Source organism: Planctopirus sp. SH287 (genome assembly GCF_056500625.1).
Genome location: NZ_CM151403.1, coordinates 2579815 through 2605753 on the forward strand (window position 1 = coordinate 2579815; position 25939 = coordinate 2605753).

A 25939-nucleotide genomic window follows, 5' to 3' on the forward strand; every position below is an offset into this window, starting at 1 on the left:
ATTGATCTGCGAACCATTTTTCTTATTTGCGATTTTTGCAGAGCAGCAAGAAACGCATTATCACCATACTGTTAAGCATGTTACGACACATGAACCTGGCAGATCGCATAAAAAAGCTCCCAATGGCCCTACCGCTCCCCGAAAAACGAGGTGACTCAAGATCCCTTGGACGACATTCCCGTTTTTTTATGGCATTTGCCAATCCCGTCATGTTTTTTCACACGTAGGACTTCGCGTTGCTTTTGCGTGCAGACAGCAATTAAGACTCGATTAGCCAATAGGGATAAGTGGAGTTGTGGGTGAAAACGATTTCTCCCGTTCGCCTTTATCGCTGGAACCTGGGAAGTGAGTGATCTCACCAACTCAGTGAGTCCAAAACGCACAATCTCGCAAATTCACAAGAGGCTTCAGGGTTTGCTTGTCATAGTCTCGGCGGGACGTTGTACTCGCTCGTTGTCGAGGGAAACAAACACTCCCACGACATATTAAGCAGTGCGCGGATCTCTTAAGCGGCGAATAGCAACATGTGGAACTGGTGGCGAAATCGGCAACGCAAGAAACGCGCAAGTCAACCGCTCCCGGCAATCGCTCACTCACTGATGACCCGCCCGGAACTGAGTAGTTGGTTGCAACCTCACGCTCGTGAACGATTGGCCCATGACGCCTTGAATTTTGTTCATGAAAAAAGCTGGGAAGGGATTTCGGGCTTAACAATCACGGAAGAAATTCAGTGGGTCATCGCCATTGAAGCTTGCCGCCTTGGCCTGGGATTCCCCTCTTCGCCTTTTGATGCTGTCCAGTCGATTCTGGTCTATCCCACGGCTTACATTGCCCAGGCCAAATCAACTTATGGCAGTATTATCGTTGAAGAACCTTCCGTAAGGCTGGGAGAAGCCTGGAAGCGAGGGCCTATCATTCTGGCTTGGGAAGAGATCCAGAGGCAGCTCTCCGGAGAAACCCCAGGGCAAAACGTGGTGGTGCATGAATTTACACACGTCCTTGATATGGCCAATGGCGACGCTGACGGAATTCCCGTGCTGGAATCGACAGATTTCGCAAAAAAATGGCTCAGCGAGTTTCCCCGCGAATACGATCGTTTTGTTCAGCGTCTTCAGCGAGGCCAAAGCGATGTGATCAATCCCTACGGGGCCACCAATATCGCGGAATTCCTGGCAGTTACCAGCGAACTCTTTTTCCAGTCGCCTCAAACACTTTTTGCCTGGCACCCGCTTCTGACAGAACTTCTGGCAGGTTTCTATGGGACAACTCACTATGCCGAGTCCTGGCCCATTCATCAGGAATTTGCCGCTCAGCGATTTGATCACTAAACATCCCACTTTCTAATTAAAGACTGGCGACTGTTTTCAAGCAGCTTTCAACCAGCGGCATCGCCTGAGTGGCTGAAATTGCCGCTCGCGCCGCATTTCGACCTGTCATCTTTGCCAATGCTCTCTCTGGATGAATCGTCAGAAGCGGAAAAATCCGTACAGAAGGTACGACGTCATTCAAGATCAGAATCGTTACAGGCCGAAAAATCGTGATAACACGACGGTGTGTCTGTGCGGAGCGTGTGGGCGAGGCCTTGGCCTGCTCATAATTTTGGGCAGATGCACAGACCACTGGTCAATGTTGAATTCCGCAGCATGAGAGCCACGGACTGCTTGATTGGCAGATTCCGCGCATCAAGAAACTGGAGAGATCGTTCAATGCCTCTCACAAAACCCAGCCTGGCATCAGCAGTTCTGTTGGCGATGGCCGTTCCCGCTGTGGCGCAATCCGTCGATGATGAACTCGGCGTTGCCACCATGCAGGATTTCAGTGGCGGCGGCATGCTCAACGGAACCTACTTCGATGTTCGCAACCAATCGAACAGCGGTGTGGGATACAAACATGGATACACCCAGTTGGGTGCATTCACGCCGCTGGTGAATGACGGGCAATTCCTGCTCGCTCCCCAGGCCCGCTTGATCATCACCGACACCAGCAAAATCGGCCTGAACCTCGGTTTGGTCGGCCGTGTGTATGACGCAGGCCGCGACCGCATCTGGGGTGCGAACGTCTATTACGACTTCGACCGATCCTCATTTGACAACACCTACAATCAGTTGGGTTTTGGTTTTGAATCATTGGGAACCAATCTCGATATTCGAGCAAACGCCTATATTCCCACGGGACAAAGCGAGTCCGTCGTCGGCCCCAGCGGGATTACCAGTGACCTCTTTTATTCTGCCAATCAGCTGAATTTTACAGGATTACTGCTGACTGAGCAGTCACTCCGTGGAGCTGATTTTGAACTGGGTGTCCCTGTTCTCAGTTCGACATCCTGGCTGAGGGCTTACGGTGGTGCCTACTTCTATGACGGGAAAGACGGAAACATCTCCGGTGTTCGCGGGCGCCTGGACGCACAAATCGCCAGCGACTTGACCGCTGGTGTCATTGCGACCCACGACACCACATTCAAAACTAACGTGAATGCCTATGTCGAATGGCGGTTCTCGGGTTTTGTGCCGAGCGTCTGGTTCCCCCAGATGAATACGCAAGACCGCATGCTGACTTCTGTCCAGAGAAATTGGCGTGTTTCGACAACGACCTACAATCAACGGGTCGGCGTTCCCGTCATCAATCCTCGTGATGACGATGCCTATTTCATCACCTGGGTGGATAGCTCCAATCCCAACGGTGGAGCAGGTACTGGAACTTACGAAGATCCATTCACCCAGTTGCCGGCCAACTCTCCGCAAGCCGACCTGATTCTTGTTCGTCAGGGAAACAGCGTCACCACGCCTTACAATAATTCCATCACACTCACCGACTTCCAGCGATTGTTGGGCGAAGGTCAGATCCATCAAATTGAAGGCTACGCGAATTACGCGGGACAGACGATTCCCACGCAGACGTTTACCCTGCCCGAATTTGATTTCAATGACCCCAGCCGATACCCCACACTTACCAGTTCGGGCGGCAGTGTGGTCACGCTGGCCAACAACAACGAAGTTTCAGCCTTCAACATTCAGAACGCCTTGGGCAGTGGCATCACCAATACACCTGGCGGTTCCACAAACTTCCTGCTGCAAAACCTGAATCTCACCAACAACAACACGGCAGACTCGGCCACGGCTGGCGGCATCTACCTGTCGAACGTCGATGGCACGGGCCTATTGCGCAATATCACTTCGACCGGCAACGGTGGGTATGGCGTGCGTATTGCTGCTGATGCAGATCTCATTCTCCCCATCGACGGGCTACGCAGCACCGGTAACCAGCTTGATAACTTGAATATCAGCGGGGCTTCGGGGGCAGATCTCAATGTCGCTCTGACGAATACCACAGGTGCCAACGCCTTCACCGGAAGCACAGAAGGTTCTGGCCTGGTTATGTCAGTCAACAATGCGACTGGCACGTTGACTTCCACCACGCCACTGCTTGCGTCGGGCAACTTTCTGGATGGTTTGCGGCTTGAAGCCAGCAATGGCGGCATTCTGGGCACCAGTGTCACACCAATTTTGTTGAGCAACGCTGATCTTTCAGGAAATGGCCGCGATGCTCTGAGCCTGGTGGCCACAGGAACCGGTTCTAATGTTGCTGCGACTGGCACCACCGTGAATGGGACGGGGGGCGGCATCAACATCAATTCCACGGATGGCGCCAACGTTAGTGCTGTACTCACCAACTCACAGTTCGGCGGGGCCAATGCCAATGGTTTGAATGCCGTACTGGATGATGCCACCGGCACCGTGCTCCTGACGAACGTGAACCTCGCCAACAACGGTCAGAACGCCGTCAACCTGGCACTGACCAACGGTTCTGTTCTCGATATCGATTTGACGGATGTCATTGGCGATGGCGGTTCCAACAATCAGGCCAATGGCCTGGTCTACAATGTCGCTTCCGGCAGTACGCTCAATCTGCAAGGATTGCGAACATCGTTTAATGACCAACTCGTTAGTGCCATCTCGGGTACTGCGACGGGGGCTGGTTCGGTTGCGAATGTTTCTCTAGATACCGTGTTCGGCAACGATGCCATCGCCGATGCGGTTGTTCTCACATCCACCGCGGGTGGCGCGCAGAACGTAGAAATTCTGTCGGGAACGTTCAATAACGCAGGTGGTAACGGCGTCAATGCCAGCACAACGGGGGCTGCTTCTTCCCTGTATCTGGTTCTCGAAGACACATCCGTCGATGGTTCCAACAATAACGCAATGCTGGTTTCTGCCACTAGCGGCGGCACTTTCAACGGTGTGATTCAGGATTCGTTCCTGACTGGCTCCGAAACAGGGGCGGGCTTGAATGTCGGTGTTGATGGAACGGACTCGGTTGCCACGTTTGGGGCAATCAATTCGCAGTTCAATGACAACGGCCAGGAAGGGTTGGTGGCCAATGTCACTAACGCCGGTGAATTCAACTTCCGTGCGAGTGCCAATAGTCAGTTCGATGGGAACGGCCTCTCAGGCGTCTTCGACGGCGTGAATGTCTCTGCCGATGGTACGGACAGCATTGCCCGAACACTCTTCGCCGATTCGCAGGCCAATGGCAACACTGGTAACGGCTTCAACTTTGAAGCGACCAACGGTGCCTACATGACCACCCGGATTGACAATTCCGTTGGCAACAACAACGGAGAATACGGTCTGCAAATGGCAGGCACCGGAGCGGGGACGACCGCCGCCCTGTTCCTCGAAGGTGGCTCCAGCTTCACCGGGAACACCCTGGGTTCGGTCGATGCAGGCTTTACTGACGTTGCGTCCTCCATCGTCACTCTCTCTGGCTCCTTCAATGGAGGTGCTGGCGATGGCGTGAACATTAACATGGTTGGTAATGCGACCGGTGTCGGCGTAGTGCTCATCGAAGGTGCCGCAGGCGATACGATCAGCGGTAACGCTGGCCATGGTATCAATGTGGTCATGTCGGATCTTCAGGCCGGTGGGGTTGCCGTCCGTGGTTATGATGCCATCAGCAACAATGGTGGCGACGGCGTCCATATTGAACTGACCAACATCACCACCGCAGCCATCGAACTCTCCAACACAATCTCCGGCTCCACACTGCTGGATGGCAACGGTGACAACGCGATTGATATCGCTCTGAACAACGTCGGCCTCGGCCCGCTGGATGGTTCAACGCCGGGAACCGCGTTCTCAGTACTGGCCCGGCAAGATGATACCAGTGTGAGTCCACAGGATCCCAACGACACCGCTCTTGATCCGCGGCTTCCTGCCCCGGTTATCCTGCCTCTCTCGGATCTGGTCAACGTCCCGGCTGGCAATGGCATCCTGATTGATGGCTTCCAGGGAACCGGTTCGCTGATCTCCAGTGCCAACGGTGCAGGCATTGTGATCTCGGGCACCAACGTCACGAATTCGTCACCAGTCGCCGCAATTGAACTTGTGAATTCCGGCTCCAGTGGAAGTACGGCTGGCGGTGGATTGCTCCTCGACTTCAATGGCTCGGGCACGCTGGCTTCACCAATTAACGCTGTGATCACCAACGGTGATTTCAGCGACAACACTGGTAATGGCCTGACCGCTCTTGCTGATGCCTCGTTCCTCAACGTTACCGCCACGGATTTGAACCTCATCAATGGTTCAGCGGATGCCATCAACCTGGTCTCGACCAATGGTTCTGGACTGACCGTGGATCTGACGGATGTGCTGGCTGATTCTGCGACGCTTCAACGCGGGATTGTCTACGATGTGGCAGGCGGCAGTACGCTTGACCTGACCAATCTGCGTGGCGATTACAGCAGTGCAGCTAATGGTGCGATCATCGGTGATGTTGATGGTGCCGGTTCGATTGCCACAGTCACTTTGACAGATGTCACGAGCACTGGCAGCGGGGCCGACGCCATCGCTCTGACCAGCACCGACCAGGCCAGCCATACCTTCAATGTGACTAATGGTAACTTTGGAGGGGCTGCCGGGAATGGTGTCGATCTGACCGCTTCCGGTACATCGACGTTGAACTTCACAGGAACCGACCTCGACATCAACGGTGTCGGATTGAGCGGTCTGTTAGCCAGTGCTGATGACAGCACGATGACGGTGAATATCACGAATTTCGATATCACCGGTGCGACAGTTGACGCTGTGAACCTGTCTTCGGTCAATGGCTCTACCATGACCGTCGGACTGACGGATGTGCTGGCGGATTCGGCTTCACTACAACGGGGGATTATCTACGATGTGGCAGGCGGCAGTACGCTTGACCTGACCAATCTGCGTGGTAACTACAGCAGTGCAGCTAATGGAGCGATCATCGGTGATGTCGATGGTGCCGGTTCGATTGCCACCGTCACTTTGACGGATGTTACCAGCACCGGCAGCGGGGCCGACGCCATCGCTCTGACCAGCACCGACCAGGCCAGCCACACCTTCACCGTGACTAACGGTAACTTTGGAGGTGCTGCGGGGAACGGTGTTGATCTGACCGCTTCCGGTACATCGACGCTGAACTTCACAGGAACCGATCTCGACATCAACGGTGTCGGGCTGAGCGGTCTGCTGGCCAGTGCTGATGACAGCACGATGACGGTGAATATCACGAATTTCGATATCACCGGTGCGACAGTTGACGCTGTGAACCTGTCTTCGGTCAATGGCTCAAGCATGACCGTCGGACTGACGGATGTGCTGGCGGATTCGGCTTCACTGCAACGCGGGATTGTCTACGATGTGGCAGGCGGCAGTACGCTTGACCTGACCAATCTGCGTGGCGATTACAGTAGTGCAGCCAACGGAGCGATCATCGGTGATGTCGATGGTGCCGGTTCGATTGCCACCGTCACTTTGACGGATGTTACCAGCACCGGCAGCGGGGCCGACGCCATCGCTCTGACCAGCACCGACCAGGCCAGCCACACCTTCACCGTGACTAACGGCAACTTCAGTGGCGCCACCGGCGGTAATGGTCTGGATCTGACGGCTTCGGGTGCTTCGACATTGACTGTGCTTGGGACAAACCTTGATGTCAGTGGAGCCAGTGCCGGAAACGGAGTTCTTACCAATATCTCCGGTGCATCGACCCTGAATCTGGGTCTGACTGACTCGAACCTGAACAACGCAGGTCTCGTCGGTATGAATCTGGGCATCACGGGAGCCGGTTCGGTTGCGACCATTGGTCTGGATAATACAACAGTCAACTCCAGTGGATCAGAAGCGGTTCTCGCTGCTCTTGCTGGTGGAGTCGAACTGAACTTCCGAACTTTGAACGGCAGCGAATTCAATGATGCGGGTCAAACGGTCAATTCCGACGCCATCAACATTACGGCAACCGACGTAGATACGATTGCTAGACTGCTGTTCGCCGACACCACAATTGATGGTGCGACGGGCGGTGGCCTGGATCTGGCGGTTTCTAACGGTGCCACGATGACGGCACGTGTCGACTCCGCAACGATCACCAACAATATTGGCGGTGATGGCATCCACTTCACTGGAACCGGTGCGGGAACCACGGGCCTGTTGCTGATGGAAGGCACCAACACTGTCAGCGGGAACAGTGGGACACAGGTCGATGTCGATTTCACTAACATCACCACCTCGGTCGCCCAGATCAGTGGCAGCTTCAACGGTGCTGTCGGCGATGGCGTCTCGGTCACAGTGACAGGCACCGGGGTCGAATCGTCGATCATCTCCGTTGCAGGGGCCACAGGCCAGACGATCAACGGAAATGGTGGTAACGGCATCAGCATCACCATGAACAATCTGCTGAATGGTGGTGTCAGCGTCTCTGGATATTCCGAGATCAGTGACAACACGCTCGATGGCATCAATATCAATCTGACCGATATTGCCACCGCTTCCGTGGAGCTGACCGGCCCAACCACGATGGAGACCAACGGCGACAACTCCATTCAACTGGACATGACCCGCGTTGGACTGGGAGTACTTGACCCGACCCTCACGACTGGCGTCTACTCGGTTCTCACCGTTGATGACAACAGCGTCATCGCCGATGTGCTGCCGGTTCCCGTTGATCTGGCACTCGAAGATCTGGTCGCTGTACCGACAGCAGATGGCGTGGCCATTTCCGAGATGCAGACCAGTGGCGCTGTGGTCTCCAGTACCAACGGTGCAGGCATCGTGATCAACGGCACGGATCTATTGAATGCTTCAGGAACCAGCGGCATCACCCTGACCGATGTGGCAGCCAATGGAACCGTCGCTGGCAGCGGGATCCTGTTCAACCTCAACAATTCGGTTGTGGGGCCAGTGACGCTCGATACGGTCACCGCCTCAAACAACAACGCAGTCGGAGGCACGGGTGTCACCTTCAACGTGACTAACGGCTCGGTCATCGATTCGCTGAACGTTCAAAGCAGCACGATGAGCACCAACCAGAGCCATGGTGTCAACCTGCTTCTGGCTGGCAGCGAAATCACGACTGGTTTGAATGTGATCGAATCCAACCTGACCAATGCCGTTAACGGCAACGGGTTGAACATTGTTAATCCCGATTCGTCCACAGGTTCGCTCGAAGTTAATGTCACTGGTAGTGCCATCACGGGCAATCAGTCGACTCTCCTCAACAACAATGGCCTGGGGATCAATCTGGTTCAGTCGGTGGCAGGACAGAATGTTGATCTCAACATCATCAACTCGAACATCTCTTCTAACGAACGTGGTGGTGTGAATGTTGATCTTGATGGCGATGTCACCAGTTCGGTGGCTGTGCTGTCCAGCGACACCGCACCGTTCAATCCTGCCACTGGAACAGCGGGCAGCACGATCTCCAACAACGGTGGTGCCGGCCTGTTGATCGATGCAGAAAACGGTCTGTTGGTCGCTCAACCCACGGTGAATCTGACCGTCGGCGGGACAGGCTCAGTGGCCAACGTCTTCAATCAGAACACCGATGCAGGGATCGGCCTGATTCTCCGCGACAACGCCCGGGCCAACGTCGAACTCGGAAACGCCACAATTTCAGGTACCACCAACGGTGCCGGGAACGTGTTCAATGGCGAAGGCTTTGGAGTCATCCTCAACGACAATGCCGTGTTGAACAGCATTGCGATGAATGGGGCACAGATCATCGGATCCGGGCCACCAGGATCTGCGACGAACCTGAACTTCAACGACAACGCCAGCCACGGCATCGGAATCTTCGCCACCAACTCCTCGGCGGTGAACAACTTCACGGTGGATCTCGCCAGCTTCGATGGCAACACCGGTGACGGAATCAACATCCTGCGTGAAGGCAACGCCAGCCTCCAATCGGGATCAATCACCAACAGTTCCTTCACGGATAACTCCGACGGTGTGAGCCTCACGGCACGTAGCGGTAACACCCGAGACGATTACACGATCGAAGATAACGTCTTCGATAATAACAACGGCAACGGGATCCATCTGGCGGCTGAATTTGATGCTCAAATGACAGCTGATATTCGCCGTAACGAGATTACCAACAACGGCGGCAACGGGATTCTCGCTACGGAACTCGTCTTCGATATCAGCGATCTTCGCGACATCAGTGGTGAGTGGATCGACAATACCATCACAGGCAATGATGGAAACGGGATCTCGGTTTCCGCGGCGCATGGCGATGACCCGATTTACCCGAATGGACTGATAATTGGCACACTGCTGAACCCAAACACGATCAACGATAACGGTCTAAACGGGATTCTGATCACTGGGGCAGGAACCTCGTCTATCCAAGGAAACACCATCCTGAGGAACGGACGGTTGGCGACTGTCGCCAATGAGAACGGCAACGGAATTCGAATCTCCTCACCTGGCTATCTGGCGAGTGTCATCGATCGCAATATCATCAATAACAACTCCCAGGACGGTATCCAGATCGAAGGTGCCGGACTCATCGGGGCGCAGGTGGATGTCACGGGGAACACGATCCGCTTTAACGGGGCGGATGGTCTCGAACTTCGCTCAAGTGCGGGGCAGGCTCTCACGGTTAACGTCGAGAATGCCGTCGATGGGACACGCAATCTGATTGCGGACAACGTCGGTCGCGGGATCGACATCCTCAACCGTGGAGATGGAGCCAGATCGTCGATCAACATCGACAATGCCGATGTCCGCCGCAACCGCCGTGAAGGTGTTTATGTTGTCAATACGGCAGACAATGCCCAGATTCAAGACAGCACCTCACGTAACGTGTCTGATGGAGGTGGCGTCCTCAGCGATCCCCGCATGTTCTTGGCCATCAATAACACTGATATTCAGGAAAACGGTGTCGACAGCTACCTGTCACCTGACAATCTGGACAACTCCAGCAACCGCGGCACAGGTCTGGTCATTCGCGTCGGTACCAGCGATGGCTCGACGGACTACACTGATGACGGTGACTTTGCGACCGCTCAATCCACGACCGCAGGCTTCCTGGCGAATGTGGATAATGTGAGCGATGTGATTCGCGGGGGGATGGCTGCCCGAATCACGGATAATAGATTTGATAACGGCTTGGGTGGTGGTAACGCTGGACGCGACGTGACGATTCAGTCCTACGTCTCCACGGTTGATCCTACTGTTCTACCTCCAGCGAACTGGGTCAGTTCTGGAACTGCCCCCAATATCGTGACCGTGTTCAACCCGACCGGATACCAGACGGATCCGTTGGCTCGGCTTGACCTCCATTTCGATGGAAACTTGGGGCTTGCGGCGTCTGTGACACGTTCCGGTGCCTTCTATGACAATGCTGATCCCACGTTTAAGTCAAGAGGTCAGAACAACAATCCCATCGCAGATGATGGCCCCTTCACCAGCCCGACACGCCGTCGAAATGCCCAGCGACTGGCTGACCGTGGCGGACTTATCCCAACGGGTGGGAACAACTACCAGAACTCGGCAGGAGCCAGCCAAGGCAACTCGGCGAACTACCTATACCCTGGTATGGGGGACGAAACATTCCGTGTGACAAGTGGCGTGAATGGCTCAAACACGAATGGTTTCGCCAACACAGATACCTTTGCTGATCAGGTTCCTTTGGGGGTACTCTTCGGCGAGTTGCCATTCGGCTGGGGAACATTGACACCATAAACTTCTGAGAAAACGCAAAGGCGGGGGCTTGCCAGTAACAAGCCCCCGCCTTTTTTTATTTGGTCACTTATTCTGAAGCGGGGGGATGGGTTTTGGTGGCTTTTTCTTGTTGCTTCACTTGCTGATAGATTTCTTCCATCTCGTGGAGTGTGGTGTCTTCCATCGATTTTCCACGGGATTTCACGCCCGCTTCAATCGCGCGGAATCGACGTTCAAACTTCTGGTTACTGCTCCGCAAGGCTTCTTCCGGATTGATCTGCCAGCGGCGAGCAATGTTGGCGATCACAAACAGCACGTCTCCCAATTCACTTTGAACACGTTCCCGCCGGGCCACGTCTTCAATCGGGGAATCGGGAACCACTGGGGCGTCGACGCCCGCGGCAAGAAACTCGGGAAGCCCTTCCGGGTAAAGATCTACCGGATAGAGTTCTGCCTGAAGTTCACCCACTTCTTCCCGGAGCTTATCGAACAGCATCTCCCGTTGTGGGAAATCGTAGCCTGCCCGGGCGGCCTTATCCGATAAGCGGGCGGCTCTGGCCAATGCGGGAAGATCTTTAGGCAACCCGTCGAGCAATGATTCACGTTGCTTTTCGGCTTGCTTGGCCTTTTCCCAATGAGCCTTCACATCGCCAGCCGTTGCTGCGCTGGCATCGCCAAAGACATGCGGATGACGATGGATCATTTTTTGAGTGAGCACGCGAACCACATCGATCAAATCAAACCGCTGTTCGTCACGACCAATCTGGGCATCCAGCACGACCTGCAGCAGGACATCGCCCAACTCCTCAACGATGGCGGTGTCGTCTTGCGAGTCGATGGCCTCGAGGAGTTCATATGTCTCTTCCAGCGTATACTTTTTGATAGATTCCAGCGTTTGTTCACGATCCCAGGGGCAACCCTCAGAGGAACGGAGCCGGGCAATCACGGCCACCAGTTTTTCAACATCGGGAAGAAGATCGCTCGCCGGAGGAGCTTCACCAGACTTCAGCGAGAGTGGCAGGTTGCGTCCCATGACGGTCTTAGCTGGCGAAAGCGTTTGATGAGGCGATTGGTTCGATTGAGTCATAAAACGACAAGGCCATTTCTTCCAAAGTTTGTAACCATCGCGTTTGGCCCTCCTGGGACAAACTGCAAACTTGTGATTGCATCAATGATTTTTGTGCCCCATCATAGCGAAAAGATTCCACATCGACCTGTGATCGACGGGCATGATCAACGTCTCACTCATTCTCTGATGAAATGAAAGATTGGCACATGACTCTATTCAAGAGTGTCACACGGGGGATCTTTCCTGCGATCCTCGCCTTCGCCAACTTTTGGGTTGGCAATGCGATCTCCGTGCGACAGCTCCAGGCCCAGGAGCCGCCTTCAACAATTCCCACTCCCGCTGCTGCTGCTCCACGGGCGGAACTGACTCCTGCTGAAAAAGAATTCCAGGAGATCATGACGGGCGCCATTCTTGCCGGCGCGTTCACTGTTGACGGCAAAAAATCCGCTCCGAAAACCGAACGGTACGAAATCTTTGAAGCAAAGAAAGTGGCTCCAGGCAAGCCGGAAAACCATCTCTGGCTGATCACCGCACGCGTGAAATACGGCGAGAAGGACATCAAAATTCCCGTCCCGGTGGAAGTCCGCTGGGCAGGTGATACCCCGATGATCCAATTAACCGAGACCACGATTCCTTTAATGGGGACATTCACGGCCCGAGTCATGATCTACAAAGACCGGTATGCGGGAACATGGCAGCATGACGCTGTCGGCGGGCACATGTGGGGAAAGATTGAGAAAGCTGACCAGAATGTCTCTCAGCCTCCTGCCGCTCCCTAGACCCGTTTCCGGGGCGGTGTGGCGGCTTATGTCCGTCATTTAGCCCGGGAAGAAGTTTTTTAAGCCGCCAGTATGCGACAGAGATAAGGCCCCCCCAAAAAAGTGTGCCTGCGGGCCATCACCTCTTCTCCGCTGTGTTCTCTCTCCAATGAGGGAAAAGGAATTGAGAGTTCTCTGACAGGCACTGAATTATGAAGAATTACTCACGCTCTTGCTCCTTGCAGTTTCCAATGAATTAAACGTAAGGTGTAGAAGGAACAATCAAAACGCCCATGGAATGTCGCAAACCCAAGTTGCTGACCAATTGGTATCCCACCTGACGTCTCCGCATGCCTGCTAATTCACTTACCGAGCCCCTCTCCATGTCTGTTAGGACTGACATCGCCGGGATGGTGCTGGATGGAACCCGGTACCAGGTGCTTTCCAAGCTGGGCGAAGGGAGCATGGGGTTGGTCTATCGGGCATTTGATTCCCGACTGCAGACTGAAGTTGTACTTAAAGTTCCTACAGCGGCAACGTTAAGCGACCCCGAGTTTGCCGAAAGATTTCAGCGGGAAATCCGGTCGCTCGTGCAGTTGAAGCACCCTCATATCGTCACGATTCATGATGTCGGCGAGCATGATGGCCTCCCCTATGTCGTGATGCAGTTCCTTTCCGGGGGGAGCCTGCGCGATCGAATCTATGAAGGTTCGCAACAGGTTCGCCAACCTCCCTCATCGTTACAAAACTGGCTGATGAATGTGGCCAGGGCTCTCGACTTCATTCATCAACAGAGCTTTATTCATCGAGATGTCAAACCGGCAAACATTCTCTTCGATCAATTTGGAAACGCTTATCTCAGCGATTTTGGATTGGCGAAAGCATTATCTGCAGCGGATGCTGAGCCAGCCAAGCGAGACGCATCACTGACGGCGGCTGGCTTTCTGGTTGGGACGCCGAATTATGTCGCTCCCGAATTGATCATGGGGCATTCACACGATGGCCGAGTGGATCAGTATTCGCTTGCCATGACGGTTTACGAGTGTCTGGCTGGTTGTGTGCCCGTTGAAGGGCCGACCGCCTCAGCCACAATGGTTAACCAGACGGGAATGAAAGTCCCGCCACTGAGTAAGTATCAGGCCGATCTGCCTGATCTCCTTTCTGATGCAGTGCTGAGAGGGTTGTCCAAAAATCAGGCACGCCGGTACGAAAACTGTGTTCAATTTGCTGAATCTGTTCTTAACGCGGTGAACGCGGCGGCAGGCCGATCAGGCCGCACGGCGACTCTGCCCACCGCTTCGATGGTGGCAGCGGTTCCTCCGTCCTCTTCATTGAGTGGAGCCAGCGGTTCGTCTCAGCGATTTTCAAAAATTTCACGTGGGGTTCGTGGCAGTGTGCCTTGCCCTGAATGTGGCAAAGTCCTGCCGCTGAAGCCGCAATTTGCTGGAAAAAAAGCGCGGTGTGCCAAGTGCCTTTCTTTGTTGTTGATCGGGCCGGACATCGCTTCATTGAAATGGATTGCTCCCGCCCCTCGACCAGAACCCGAAGAGGAATTTTTTGAAGCAGCCGCTCCTTTAGCCACTGCCCCCAAGCTGAAGCGCCCCAAGTCTGGGCAGGCGAGTACGGCTCGCAACGCTCAGGCCAACACGCAGAAAAACAAACAGCTCAGCGATTCTGAAATCGATGCGCTACTGGGCGAAGAGGTCTTTGGCTGGCGATTCACCAAGAAAACAATCGCGATTGTCGGGGGAGGAGTTCTGATAATGACGGTGATTGCCTGCATCGCAATTGGCTCCTGGTTTAGTTTCCAGGAACTGAAACGCGAGCGGGAAGACACCCGGATTAAATCACTGGGAAATCGAGAAATCCACCGCCGATCCGAAGGTTTCTGAGCTGCCGAAGATCATCTTTGGTGACTTACGTTCAGGATTTAAGTCGAATCGCAACTTGACATAGCGTGTTGACGATCGCATCAACATGCTTGCCCAAAGCTGCAAACATGGCACACAGAGCGCTATTTCAAATTGGAATGTGTATTAAAGGGGTGTCTTGATTCCCATCGCTCGCAAGGCGCACCAGCCTTTTCGGGCTTCAAAGATCTGGAACCCTCCGGCCAGCAACAAAGCCACGCCTGCACAAACGAAGGGAATGACGGCATTTCCTGACAGGGCAACCGCCAGACAGGCAACACCTGCCACGGAGCAAATGACTCCGCTGGTCATCCGCAATCGTCTTCCCCGTTGATCGATGTTGCACTGCATTATTGACCCATTCTCTCAAGCGGCAACAAGGTGATGATTCATCCGGTGGTGTTCATCCTGCGGGCCTTTGCTTTCTCTATTGAGTGTCAAAGGCTATTTGACCGGGGCCACCTGATCAAAATAAGACTTGATCGACTCGTGGTAGCCGGGGGGGATCTGTTCTTGCTGGATGGCCTCGGCGACACCTTGTTTGACCGCTGCGGCGGCTTGCCGATAACTTTCCTGCGCCTGGCCTGTCTCGGCTTTTCCCTGTGATTTGATCGACATCAGCATTTTGCCGGCGTTGATTTGTGACTCCGATTTTTTGTCGGTGAATTCACTTTGAACACCATCATCCTCCTGAGGAACACCATTCTGGCCGATGGTTTGATCACCAATCCCGCTGCCAGATCCCTTTCCAGATTCTTCGCCTTTGTCGGCGCCTTCTCCACGGCCGGTTCCTTTCCCTTTGCCTTGACCACTTTGACCACCGCTTTTGGCCAGCATCTCTTTATAGAGCTTTTCGTAATCGTCCAAAGACTTACAGCCCTGGCACTGGCCACCGTCCAGAGGCTGGGAGTCATTAAGCTTTTTAGCGGCCTGGAGAGCTTTGAGTGCCTTTTCCAGATCTTTGACGTCTTGCATTTTGTCCATGGCTTCGGCCATTTCCATTTCGGAAAGTTCCAACGATTCCATGGCAGCCTTAAGTGCTTCAGCCGCACTGGCTCCTGCCTGCTGTGCCAACTGACTTTGCTGACGAGCACGCTCCAGAGCTTTGGCCATCGCTTCAGAACCTAATTCCTCGCGAGCCAGCTTTTCCATGCTTTCAAGCCGCTTCTTGAGTTCTTGCAGCTGCTCGGCTTTTTCGACGGGATCACTGGTCTTAGAGAGCTTTTCCAACTGATCCTTGATTTCATCGATTTTCTTTTTGAGCTGTTCCGTGTTCCCAGTGCGAGCGGCCTCTTTGGCCATTTTTCGCAGTATTTCCATGCCTTCATTGCCCATCTGCTGGCTCCCTTCGGAAGAAGATCGAGCCGCTGCCGTTGTGGCCTTATCCGCAGATTTTTGCCGCCATTGTTCGCTTAACTGCTTCTGTTCGCGAACAAGTTCTTTTTTGTTCTGCTCTTTCTGAGCGGGGTTCATTTTCTCGAACGTCGCTTTGAGTTCCTGAGCCAGAGCATCTGGCCCAGCCGCAATACGGGTCTCTTCGGCACGTTTCAATTCGACCTTGCGCTGCTCGGTCTGCTGACGGGAAGCAGCCAGTTGAGACGTCCTCTGCTGAATGACGGCGGCCTGTACCCGATTGCCGAACAAGTCCAGCGTCGGCGTCAAAAAGTGCAGCACGCCTGCAATCGCAATTAACCCCAGAAGAGGACGAATTTTCTTCGACAGTTTCCAGGGGGCGACTTTGGCGGGAGCCGCTTCTTTTGCCTGCTGATGGGCGACAGCCAGCACGACTGGCTGATAGGCCCCCATCGACGATGACAACCGTGAAACCGTCAGGAAAAGATCTTTCTGGTGGAGTTCCTGATCCAGCTTCTGAGCCGCTTCTGAAAGTGTGGGGCGCTTGAAGAAAATCCATGCCAGCAGTCCTGCTGCGGGAAAAATCGCGATCCAGACAGGCCAAATTCCTGTATCCGCCACAATCCCCGTCAGACGATTGATCACGCTGAGTACTGCGACGGCGGCCACCAGCACCATCAAATTGAGAAGGCAAAGTTCAGCCCAACGTGAGACAGCCATTCGCCAGCGGACACCTTCCAACAGACGGGTTGTCACATCGTTCATCGCACGGTTCCTTGGGAAGCCCCGTTTTCCGACACTTAAAAGCCGTTTATTAAACTCGGCCTGCTAAAAGTGTACCCACCTTGAAAGCTATCGACGAGAGGATCTGTGCCAAATCCCTGATTGTGCGGAAAATCGACGGGGCACTTAAACTTCGGTCAACACGTCACAAACAGTATGTTTCAGCATGAGACATGAGCATGCTTGCCTTAAGTTGCAAACAAGGCGTCTGGAGGAATGCTCACCCCATGCGATGCGGTGCTTTGCGATTCACAGCACGGCATTAATCAAACCCGTTGTTTCACCACTGATGTGCGGATTGTCTCTCTTTTCAAGGACTTTGCCCGGACTCGTTTTTTGGGTGCGATGATTCCCCGGCCTGCACTTTCCATCGATAGTTGAGGATGCGGCGACCATTTTCCTGCTCCAGCCTGATCCACAAAGTTTGCCCGGAATAGCGGGCACCGTCGGGCAGATAATAGAGCTTTTTGTCCTGGCCATTTCCCAGACGTGGGGTCATCAGGCGTTGGCGACGTTCTCCGGGAACAAACAAGCTGCAACGGAAATCGGCGATCTCTTCCGGTACTGTCTGGTTAATAACGCGTTGTTCAATCTCCAGACGACCATCAGGGAGAAGACGATCGATGACTTCAACAGTAATGTCGTCCAGACCTACACGATAAATCAGCGGCATGCGGAACTGATACGAATGGTCTGCGTCAATTTTAAAAACAAGATCGGCCTCAAGATCTCCCAGACTGGCTGTTGCGGGTAACAGAAAGCGGAAAGGAATCCGCCATGGCTCACCCGCTTTCAATTGAAATGAACTGACACGCGGTTCGACATTCCATTCCGGGGGGAGAATAAGTTCGACCGTTCCCGAGACCCCCTGAGGAAACGAATTGACTCCCACAATCGCGTCATCATGCATCCCGTATTCACTACGGCAGCGGCCTTGTTCAAAGTGAGTCTCAACCCGCCACTTTGCCAGCGGAGCGGAGCAACCTCTTAAAACAACCGGGACTTCACTTGCCTGAAAGATCTGCTGGCCAGTTTTTGAATCGGTGCGGGGAATTGTTTCTCGGCCCCAAAGGTCGACAATGCGGACGTCTTTTCCGAGATAGGCGCGCTCGGTCGTTGTGACCTGATTCCAGAGCACCATGCAGGCTTCGTTCTCGGTCAGAAAAACAGCATTTTTACTGCGGTTTGGTAAAGTGAATTCTCCACCGTAATTGGCTCCTGAAAGAGAGGTGGTCATCGTTCGCCAGGGAAGAAACAAGTCCCCCGCCGAACCATCTTCGCGGAATAAACCAACCGTTGCATGCAGTGGTGCCCCATGCAGCACGGTCTGGACTTGCTGTTTTCTCGCCTGCACCATGAGAAGCGCTAACCGACTGGCACGCTGGGTTGGCGTTGACCCCGTAATGTCGTGAGCACTGATCACCACCCATTGTTCAGGATCTTCTGCTGACTGGCGACGTGGCAAGTTGGCACGACTGGGGCTGACTAAAAAATCCAGGCCATTCGCCAGATGCTGAGGATCAGGATTCCAGGCGGCACCCACTTGGGAACCTCGGCCAATCGCATGAATCTGGCTACGGCCAATGCGAAATCCCAGCACTGGCGTGAGCCTGTCGACAAAACTGACGTCATGATCCCCTCCCAGTTGCCAGCGACGAACATGCGAGCCATAACGTGCCAAAGCCGGTTGAAGGGATCCCTCCCATGATTCTTTCGGCAGCGTAAAAACATCAGCGGCTCCGCGCCAGTCGTCGGCAAACAACGCCCGCAGTTCTCGAGGAGGCTGGCCAAATTCACCAACAATGTTCACGTTCTGGATGGCCAGTTGCTCAAAGAAGTTAGCCGTGTCATCCCGCGCATCAGCGTCAGTGATCGTTTCCCACACCGGATACTTCACCCAATGAGTCTGGGTCTGTGCCACCATGGCAGAAAGGAGATTAAGCACTGGCCGAGAGACGGGCGAGGGGATCGACCAACCGAATTCCCCCTGAATAGATGACCGGTTTTGAGATTGGAAGCGAACCACATTACGGGTTTCTGACAGAACGACCACTTGATTGTGCTTGAGAACCGCATCCACCCGATAGTGGCCATCGTCACAGGGGCCAAGGCTCCATGAGACGGATGCGTTGCGTGTCGGCAGCACCAGCGGAGGGGTTGATTCCACCGGATGAGAGGGAATTTCAAGAGGGTCCAGCCTCCGGGACGTGCGGTCGATTGTGTGGCCGTCAATATCGCGAACCATCAATTCCAGATCATAGCCCAACGATGGTTCCAAGCCGGAAAACTGCATGTCGACCTGAAAAGGCTGGCCATCGGCCTGAAAGCAGTTCAACGCATTATTGCCCCAATCGAGGTTGGGTAGCCGCACAATCTGGAGATCGGTAAACCAGACTTGACCACGGACATCAGTTTGCGATCCATCGATCACATGGCAACCCAGCACCAGAAAGGCAGCATCAGGCGGGAGTGATTGCGGGCCAATGATCACTTCTTGCCAGTTCGTCGCCCCTGACACGGGTTCTGACAACCAGCGGGCCACTCGTTCGCGTCGCGCATCAAGGATCGAAACAGAAATCGCTCCCGCTGACTCTTTTAAGCCTGCCGTCTGAATCTTTCCGGTAATGACCAGATTAAAGTGAGGGTCAATTCGTATCGGGGGACTGTAATAAATCGCCGCTCCGCCATTCACATGAAACCGGAGAGCATGATGATCCAGACCAGGGGGTGACCGATCGATATCGGCATTCACATACTGAGGAAAAGCTGTCCCTTTGCGACGAAACCAGCCATCGGGCTGGTCATCTTGATCCAGGTCTTCGTCATCTCCGAAAGAGTAGGTTTCAACGACCCGTGCTCCGGGAAAAAGGCGAGAGATCATGGACCGAGACTTCAGCATGTCCTGCAATTTTGCACTCTTCTGAGGCATTTCCACTGCCGAATGCGTTGGAACGATGGAAGAATGGGCTGGCTCAGTCTGTTTTTTATCTTCACCCACCTGAGACGGTGATTCAGGAGAAAAAGACTGTGACTCAGTCGTTTTTAACGGCGTCTCAAGGAGTGAGTGCCGTTCGGGATTGGCATGGCCAAAGGGCGCCGTCATTGTCGTTTTTTGAGGAACGCGAGCTTCTTCAGCTTGTGGCAATGAAGCCGTGGGTGGCTCGCTGGCGATCGCGCTGGTATAGGTCACGCTGACCAGAAAAAAAATCAAAGCGCTTTGTCGTAATCCATCGATAAGGCGACGAATCATGGCAGATATTAATCGCATGGATCAGAACTCGTGGAATGAACGATGACTTCAGACAGCCACCCGATGTTTCATCCCATGCGGACAGCCAGCCTCTGAAATCTCACGGAATTTCGCGAACGTTTGAGACGCATCGTTCAGTGGAAAACATCGGCGAAATTCGCCGCTGATGTTTTCCCGCCATTTCTACTCAGCCAGAAGTTCTGGAGGAAAGTCGATCAAGTTCCGGTCGTGTGGATATTTACAAAGAAAACCGAAACATCAATCGTAAGCCTTATTCCGGCCATGCAATCTGCTCGTGACGATCGCCCTGAAGGATTCAAGAAATTGACCAACGGTCAGAAATCTTCCGGTCGCTGGCCTGAAAACACGTGCGCATTGCAGAAATGCCACTTGGCAGCGAGATACTCTGAAACGGCTACCCCACCGTCGCCAGACAGGAAGAGGTGCCGTAATGTTCGACATGAATTCCATCTCGGCCATGCCGCTTAACGTGGTACATCGCTTTATCTGCAGCCGCAAGGCATGTTTCGATGTCAGGTGGCGGTGTATGAAAGATGACAACGCCAACGCTAAAGGTCGTCAGCGTGTTGATCGGCAGCACTTCGGCGTGCAGGTTTGCCAGTAACCGTTCGACCACTGTCGCTGTGGCTTTTTCATCCACGTCAACAATGAGAACCGCGAACTCGTCTCCGCCAACTCGGGCCGCTGCGTCAAAAGTACGGACATTCTTTTCGAGAACCTCCCCCACCTTGCTTAGCAGTTGGTCACCTACTTGATGACCCTGGATATCGTTCACTTCCTTGAAGCGATCGCAGTCCAGGTAAATCAGCGCGAATGACCGGAACTCAAGTTCTGTCCGAGTGATCTCGATAGCCAATTTTTCTTCGAAGCCACGCGCGTTCAGTAATCCCGTGATCGCATCACGACGTGATCGAACCTGCTCTGAGATCAATTGCCGTCTGAGGTGCTGGCCCCACCAGGCACTGAGCAGGCAGACGGCCAGCAACGAGACAGTGCTGGCCGGTGAAACACCCGGACGCCAGACCGATTGAGCCGCCATATAGCCTGCACCAAGGAAGGCAAAGATCCAGGGCCAGGCGGCGCTGGCATAATATGCGATGGCAGCAAATCCCACGGGAAAGATCCAGCGGAACTCACCTGGAGCTGCAAACAGGCATCGGCCAAGGATGGAAACCACTACCACCCAGACAACCAATTGATGTAACCACGGATACCTTGTGCGCAACTGAACTGGCGATGAAATCTTTGAAAGCGCGTGCCACGAGTGGCCCATACCAGAAAAACTGGTGTCGGATGATGGCGTTCTCTTTGTCACAGATTTGGGGACAGGCATGATGGTTGTCTGCATCATGAGTAGTTAGTGGTTCACGATCGCTGAAAACACCACGCTATCAATAAGAGACAAGATCTTCTGAAACAAAGGCCGCAGTAGTTTTTGAGTTCTAATTCACCAACGACTCACTTCTTGTCAAAGATGAATAAACTGTGGTCAATCTTTTGAAATCATGGCCGTCAATTTTGTGAGTTCTGATTGTAACAGATTGCCAGCGCAGGTTTTATCTTCTCGCAATGAACGTTGTAAAAATCTCATCTTGACCGTCTTTCTCTCATCAGTCAAAACCCGGATTGTATTGCCTGAACAAACTGGTTTTGGCTCGATTCAGGTTGCACCTGAGTTTGCCAACTGCGGATCGGTGGAGGCAAAATGTCAGTCTCGTGGTCATTTTTGCTGCCTGATTCCCGAAGGCTTCCTGCCGACGGTCGAGCATGGTTGCAGCATGTGCTGACCCGGACTGGTATCCGCATGGGGATGAAAGCCTTATTTGCTCCCTGTGATGAGCCTTCGTGGGCCATGTGTCTTCACCATCTGGGGTGGGAAACAACATGCCTGGCTCCCGACTGGCCCGTCATTGCGTCGTTACGGGAAGGCTTTCGCAATTCCTGGAAAGATGGTTCTCAACCCTCTGTCGTCAGAAAAACGCCATTTTCGCGATTCCCTGATGGTTCGCCATCTGATGACAAAATTCCTCCTCAGATGACATCTGAGGCTGAGCTGACTGGCAAATTTGATCTGATTGTGATGGAGCCATATACCGGGTCTGTCAGCCTGCTTTCACAAACCAGACGACTGCAAACGGCCTATTGGCTTTCGCTGCTCAATCCCGGCGGCTACCTCGTGGTGCCACGCATCCTTTTCAATGCGAGTGACGAGCATTCGCCCGATTGCTACTTCCGACACCTGGCCTGCTTCCCCGGAGAAGTTCGCACTGTGATTGATCAGTCGTCTTTCTGGAATTCCGCATTGATTGCAGCAGGGTTCCGTGCTTCCGACAGCTCTTGTTCGGATTCGACCCACATGGTTCTTCAGATCCCCATGGCACCGCACACTCCTGAATTATGGCAGCAGTATGTCACGAAGGGACTACAAACAGGAAAAGCGGATTGCTGTCAACTTTCAGACGCATCAAATCAACAGTTCCCACTGGAGATGGCATCTCAGTGGAATCCGGCCCACGAAAACGAACGGCGGAATGCCGCCTGATGTAACGTTGCAGAAAGCAGGCTCGAACGTGATCCCAGCGAAGAGGGGTTCATGAAGCGCCCCTTCTGATTCATCAGGCTGAGCAAGGCCTGTGAGCAGGCCAACAAGCCTGCGGGCAAATTCGGTAACCGGTCATGACAGAGTGGTTGCACCACATGGCTTTCACTTGCCGCAAATGATTGTTGGCCTCAAGATGGGTTGCCGGATGTGATGCGGGCCACTGTTGAATGGCTCTCACTTCGGTAAAGAACAGACATCATTCCTTGAGATGTCTGATGGCACCCCTTGCTCTGGGACAATTTTTCATGAAGCTCTGGCCCATTCTGTTTGCGTTGTTAACAGGTTTATTCTGGGGGACTTACGGCCCTGCTGTCGCTGAAGCTCGCAAAGCATTGCCCGGCGATCTGAACCCGTTCAAGCCATACGTCATGATTGGATTGGCATATCTGGTATGGGGTGTGATTGGTGGGGTCATTGCCATGAAGGCCACAGGGGCCAGCTTTACCTACACCCCTGGACAAGCCATGTGGGGATTTATCGGCGGCACATTGGGTGCCTTCGGAGCATTGGCACTGACGGTCGCCATGTTTTCTGGAGGCGGGGCGATGCCACAGGTCATTATGCCGATTGTCTTCGGGACAGCGGTTTCAGTGAGCGCGATTGTCGCAACATTAACAGTGAAGGACGTGACCGTTCATCCCATGCTCTATGTCGGTATTCTCGGAATGGCACTTTGCATTGTGATTGTCGCTTACTTTACACCTCACCCTCATCCCAAGAAGAAGCCTGACGCTCCAGCTCAGGTCACAGCGGCTGCTTCTCTCCCGGCGGCTCACTCCCCCGCTGATATCGCAGCCGACATTTCCGGCAAATGACTCTGGTCAATTCACGCTCAATTCTTTGCAGAATGCCGTAGAGAGATTGAAAAAAATTGGTTGTCTCAAAGCAGCGATCCTGTGATCCGGCGGCGATCCTTTTCCGTTAAGACCATCAATGATTACTCGTCATTCTGAATGATCGGAGTCACACAGGTTCCAATAAGCAGGGAGTCCACCCATGAATTTCATTGACTGGCTCGTTTCGCACGGGCTTTCTTTGATGGCATTTCTTGCGGTTCTGGGAACCCTGCTGCTATTGGGACGCGAAGTCCATTCCGAAAATGGTCATAGCGCGTTATGGCATACTTGCCGTGTGTCGATGTACGTTCTGGCCATTGTGATGCTTCTGGTTTCTTTGATGGGTCTGCTGTGGTGTGAATGGACGCTGCCCACACTCTCGGCCGAAAGCCCCATCTCTGTTCACACATGGGCTTTGTGGTTGAACCACTGGGCACTGCTGTTGTTCGCGACATTCCAGGTCGTTCTTTGCCTGGTATTCGGCCAACCGCTGGCGTTTCAGAAACTCAAAACGCCCCAGGATCACTGACGTTCGTCCGCAAAATTTCCCCAGCATCAACCAAGCCCATACAAGCCCATACGAGACCATGAGGCCAAGCCTCGAGGCATGACTTTGATCGTTTGATATTCAACATCGACGCCTGGGGTGACACTGGCGTCGATATCCAAAACTTCAACCATCAACCTGACTCATGCCCTGTTGCGTCCATAAGTCGTGGTGACTGTTGGCGAGGGAAGGCTGGCCCAATGTCTGTTCCGGCAACTCGATCGGTTTTCCCATACGATACGCCACATTGCCCAGCAGCGCAACAATCGTGCTTTGCGTGGCTGAGGGGAGGTTCGCCGTCGGCTGCTGGCGTGTACGGACTCCATGGAGAAAGCTCTCCAAATGAGGCGACCAGAGAGGCTGTGGTTCTCCGACAAGCGAAGAAGAGGTGCCGTAGACCTTCCACCCCCCGCGATCGATGATCAACGTTCCTTTTTCACCATAAAACGCGGTCGCGGCACTGCGGCCTTCCAACCCGTGGGCTGACCAGTTGCGTTGCTCCCAAAGCACACGGGTTTGGGGATATTCATATTCAACCATCAGTGTGTCGGGCGTTTCCCCATCATCATGGGAAACAAACCGTCCGCCGCTGGCTGTGACCCGTAAGGGGAGTTGAAGATTCATCCCCCAGAGTGCGATATCCAGCAGAGGAACACCCCAGGTGCCCAGTTCGCCATTGCCATAATCCCAGAACCATTGCCAGTTCTGGTGGAACCGATTGGGACTGAACGCTCGCACGGGGGCTGGCCCCAGCCATGTTCGATAATCCACGCCGTCTGGCACCGGAATCGGCCCTCTTTGTCCAATCGATGGTCGCTGGTGAGTCACCCAGGAGCGAACCAGCGGAATCTTCCCCAGTGTCCCCGTTTGAATCAACTGGATGGCGTCTCGGTACATCTGGCTGCTGCGATGAACCAATCCTGTCTGCACAATACGCCCGCGTTCATGCGCCAATTGTTCCAGAGTTTGAGCATCACCGGGTTTGAGCGTGAGCGGCGTTTCAAGATAAAGGTCTCGGCCGCACGTCAAAGCGGTCTGAGCCATCTCGAAATGCCAGTGGTCAGGAGTGGCAATCACCAGAGCATCAAGAGAAGAGTCCTGGGCTAATTGCTGCCAGTCGGAGCACTCACTGGCGGGTGGCCGCCCCTGGCGAGCCAGAAGATTTTGAGCCAGCTTCCGCTGCTTGGTATCAACATCACATAATGCCGCAATTTCCACTCCTGTTGATGAATGGAACTCGCGGAGGAGCGTCTGTCCCTGCTGGCGAAGACCGACAAACCCCAGACGAACTGGACGAGACTCATCAGGTTGGCTGATGGAACAATCAGCCGCCAATACGTCACTGGCGAGGCTGTGAGCCGAAAGCCCGGCAGCGACAGCAATTCCCGTGGCTGTGGCCGCCATGTTGGCCGCTTGATGAGCACTGCGCCCCAGAAACTGACGACGGCTCAATGCCCGCTGACTTAATGGCCCTAACAAAACCGGTTGTGCTTGCTGGGAAATGCTAAATGCTTCTTCCGATCCAGTGGCATCAGAGGTTTTGTTAGAGATTTTTAATGGCCCTGTCGGGATTGAGCGAGTTGGAGAGATGGTCGTGACTGATGATTGGGACGAACTGAGATCTGCCCCTGTGGCCAGAACCTGACCATCAGCGCTGACCACGCCGGGAGCGATTTGTGGTGAATTTGATGGACGTTGTTCAGACATGGAATGACTCATCAAAGGACGATGCTTCATTCTCGCACGTCCCTCCAGAGTTTCCTACCTCAGAACAATCATCCCCCACATTTTTGATTTTTTTGTATGACCAGGCAGAACAAACGGTGTTTCTCACTTT

13 protein-coding genes are annotated in these 25939 nt (G+C 53.8%); 7 read left to right on the top strand and 6 right to left on the bottom strand.

Features of this window, described 5'->3' with window-relative positions:
- Window positions 1–524 precede the first annotated feature (524 nt).
- Window positions 525–1328, top strand: a complete 804-nt coding sequence (locus SH287x_RS09655; RefSeq protein WP_479518501.1) for a M90 family metallopeptidase — start codon at window positions 525–527, stop codon at window positions 1326–1328.
- Between the two features lie 378 nt (window positions 1329–1706).
- Entirely contained in the window at window positions 1707–10994 is a 9288-nt protein-coding gene (locus tag SH287x_RS09660) for a beta strand repeat-containing protein (protein WP_479518503.1), read from the top strand.
- Between the two features lie 67 nt (window positions 10995–11061).
- On the opposite strand, the gene mazG is transcribed toward SH287x_RS09660, so the two are convergent.
- On the bottom strand, window positions 11062–12060 hold the full coding sequence (gene mazG / locus SH287x_RS09665; protein ID WP_479518504.1) for a nucleoside triphosphate pyrophosphohydrolase: 999 nt from the start codon (window positions 12058–12060) through the stop codon (window positions 11062–11064).
- 188 nt (window positions 12061–12248) lie between these two features.
- On the opposite strand from mazG, the gene SH287x_RS09670 reads away from it, so the two are divergent.
- Both SH287x_RS09670 and SH287x_RS09675 read left to right on the top strand, forming a co-directional pair.
- Window positions 12249–12821, top strand: a complete 573-nt coding sequence (locus SH287x_RS09670) for a hypothetical protein (protein WP_479518506.1) — start codon at window positions 12249–12251, stop codon at window positions 12819–12821.
- Window positions 12822–13183: 362 nt separating this feature from the next.
- On the top strand, window positions 13184–14692 hold the full coding sequence (locus SH287x_RS09675; protein WP_479518507.1) for a serine/threonine protein kinase: 1509 nt from the start codon (window positions 13184–13186) through the stop codon (window positions 14690–14692).
- 144 nt (window positions 14693–14836) lie between these two features.
- On the opposite strand, the gene SH287x_RS09680 is transcribed toward SH287x_RS09675, so the two are convergent.
- The 4 genes from SH287x_RS09680 to SH287x_RS09695 all read right to left on the bottom strand — a co-directional run bounded on the left by SH287x_RS09680 (window position 14837) and on the right by SH287x_RS09695 (window position 21294).
- Window positions 14837–15061: a hypothetical protein gene (locus tag SH287x_RS09680; protein ID WP_479518508.1), complete on the bottom strand. Its 225-nt coding sequence runs from the start codon at window positions 15059–15061 to the stop codon at window positions 14837–14839.
- A gap of 93 nt (window positions 15062–15154) precedes the next feature.
- Entirely contained in the window at window positions 15155–16828 is a 1674-nt protein-coding gene (locus SH287x_RS09685; protein ID WP_479518509.1) for a hypothetical protein, read from the bottom strand.
- 328 nt (window positions 16829–17156) lie between these two features.
- Window positions 17157–20114 (bottom strand): hypothetical protein, encoded by a 2958-nt coding sequence (locus SH287x_RS09690; RefSeq protein WP_479518511.1) that lies wholly within the window; start codon window positions 20112–20114, stop codon window positions 17157–17159.
- Between the two features lie 397 nt (window positions 20115–20511).
- Window positions 20512–21294 (bottom strand): GGDEF domain-containing protein, encoded by a 783-nt coding sequence (locus tag SH287x_RS09695; protein ID WP_479518512.1) that lies wholly within the window; start codon window positions 21292–21294, stop codon window positions 20512–20514.
- Window positions 21295–21822: 528 nt separating this feature from the next.
- On the opposite strand from SH287x_RS09695, the gene SH287x_RS09700 reads away from it, so the two are divergent.
- From SH287x_RS09700 to SH287x_RS09710, 3 genes are all read left to right on the top strand, one after another.
- A complete protein-coding gene (locus SH287x_RS09700; protein WP_479518513.1) occupies window positions 21823–22659 on the top strand; it encodes a hypothetical protein in 837 nt (278 codons plus the stop codon).
- 275 nt (window positions 22660–22934) lie between these two features.
- On the top strand, window positions 22935–23534 hold the full coding sequence (locus SH287x_RS09705) for a hypothetical protein (protein WP_479518514.1): 600 nt from the start codon (window positions 22935–22937) through the stop codon (window positions 23532–23534).
- Between the two features lie 181 nt (window positions 23535–23715).
- A complete protein-coding gene (locus SH287x_RS09710; protein ID WP_479518515.1) occupies window positions 23716–24084 on the top strand; it encodes a hypothetical protein in 369 nt (122 codons plus the stop codon).
- A 144-nt stretch (window positions 24085–24228) separates the two neighbouring features.
- On the opposite strand, the gene SH287x_RS09715 is transcribed toward SH287x_RS09710, so the two are convergent.
- Entirely contained in the window at window positions 24229–25809 is a 1581-nt protein-coding gene (locus SH287x_RS09715; RefSeq protein ID WP_479518516.1) for a Gfo/Idh/MocA family protein, read from the bottom strand.
- Window positions 25810–25939 lie beyond the last annotated feature (130 nt).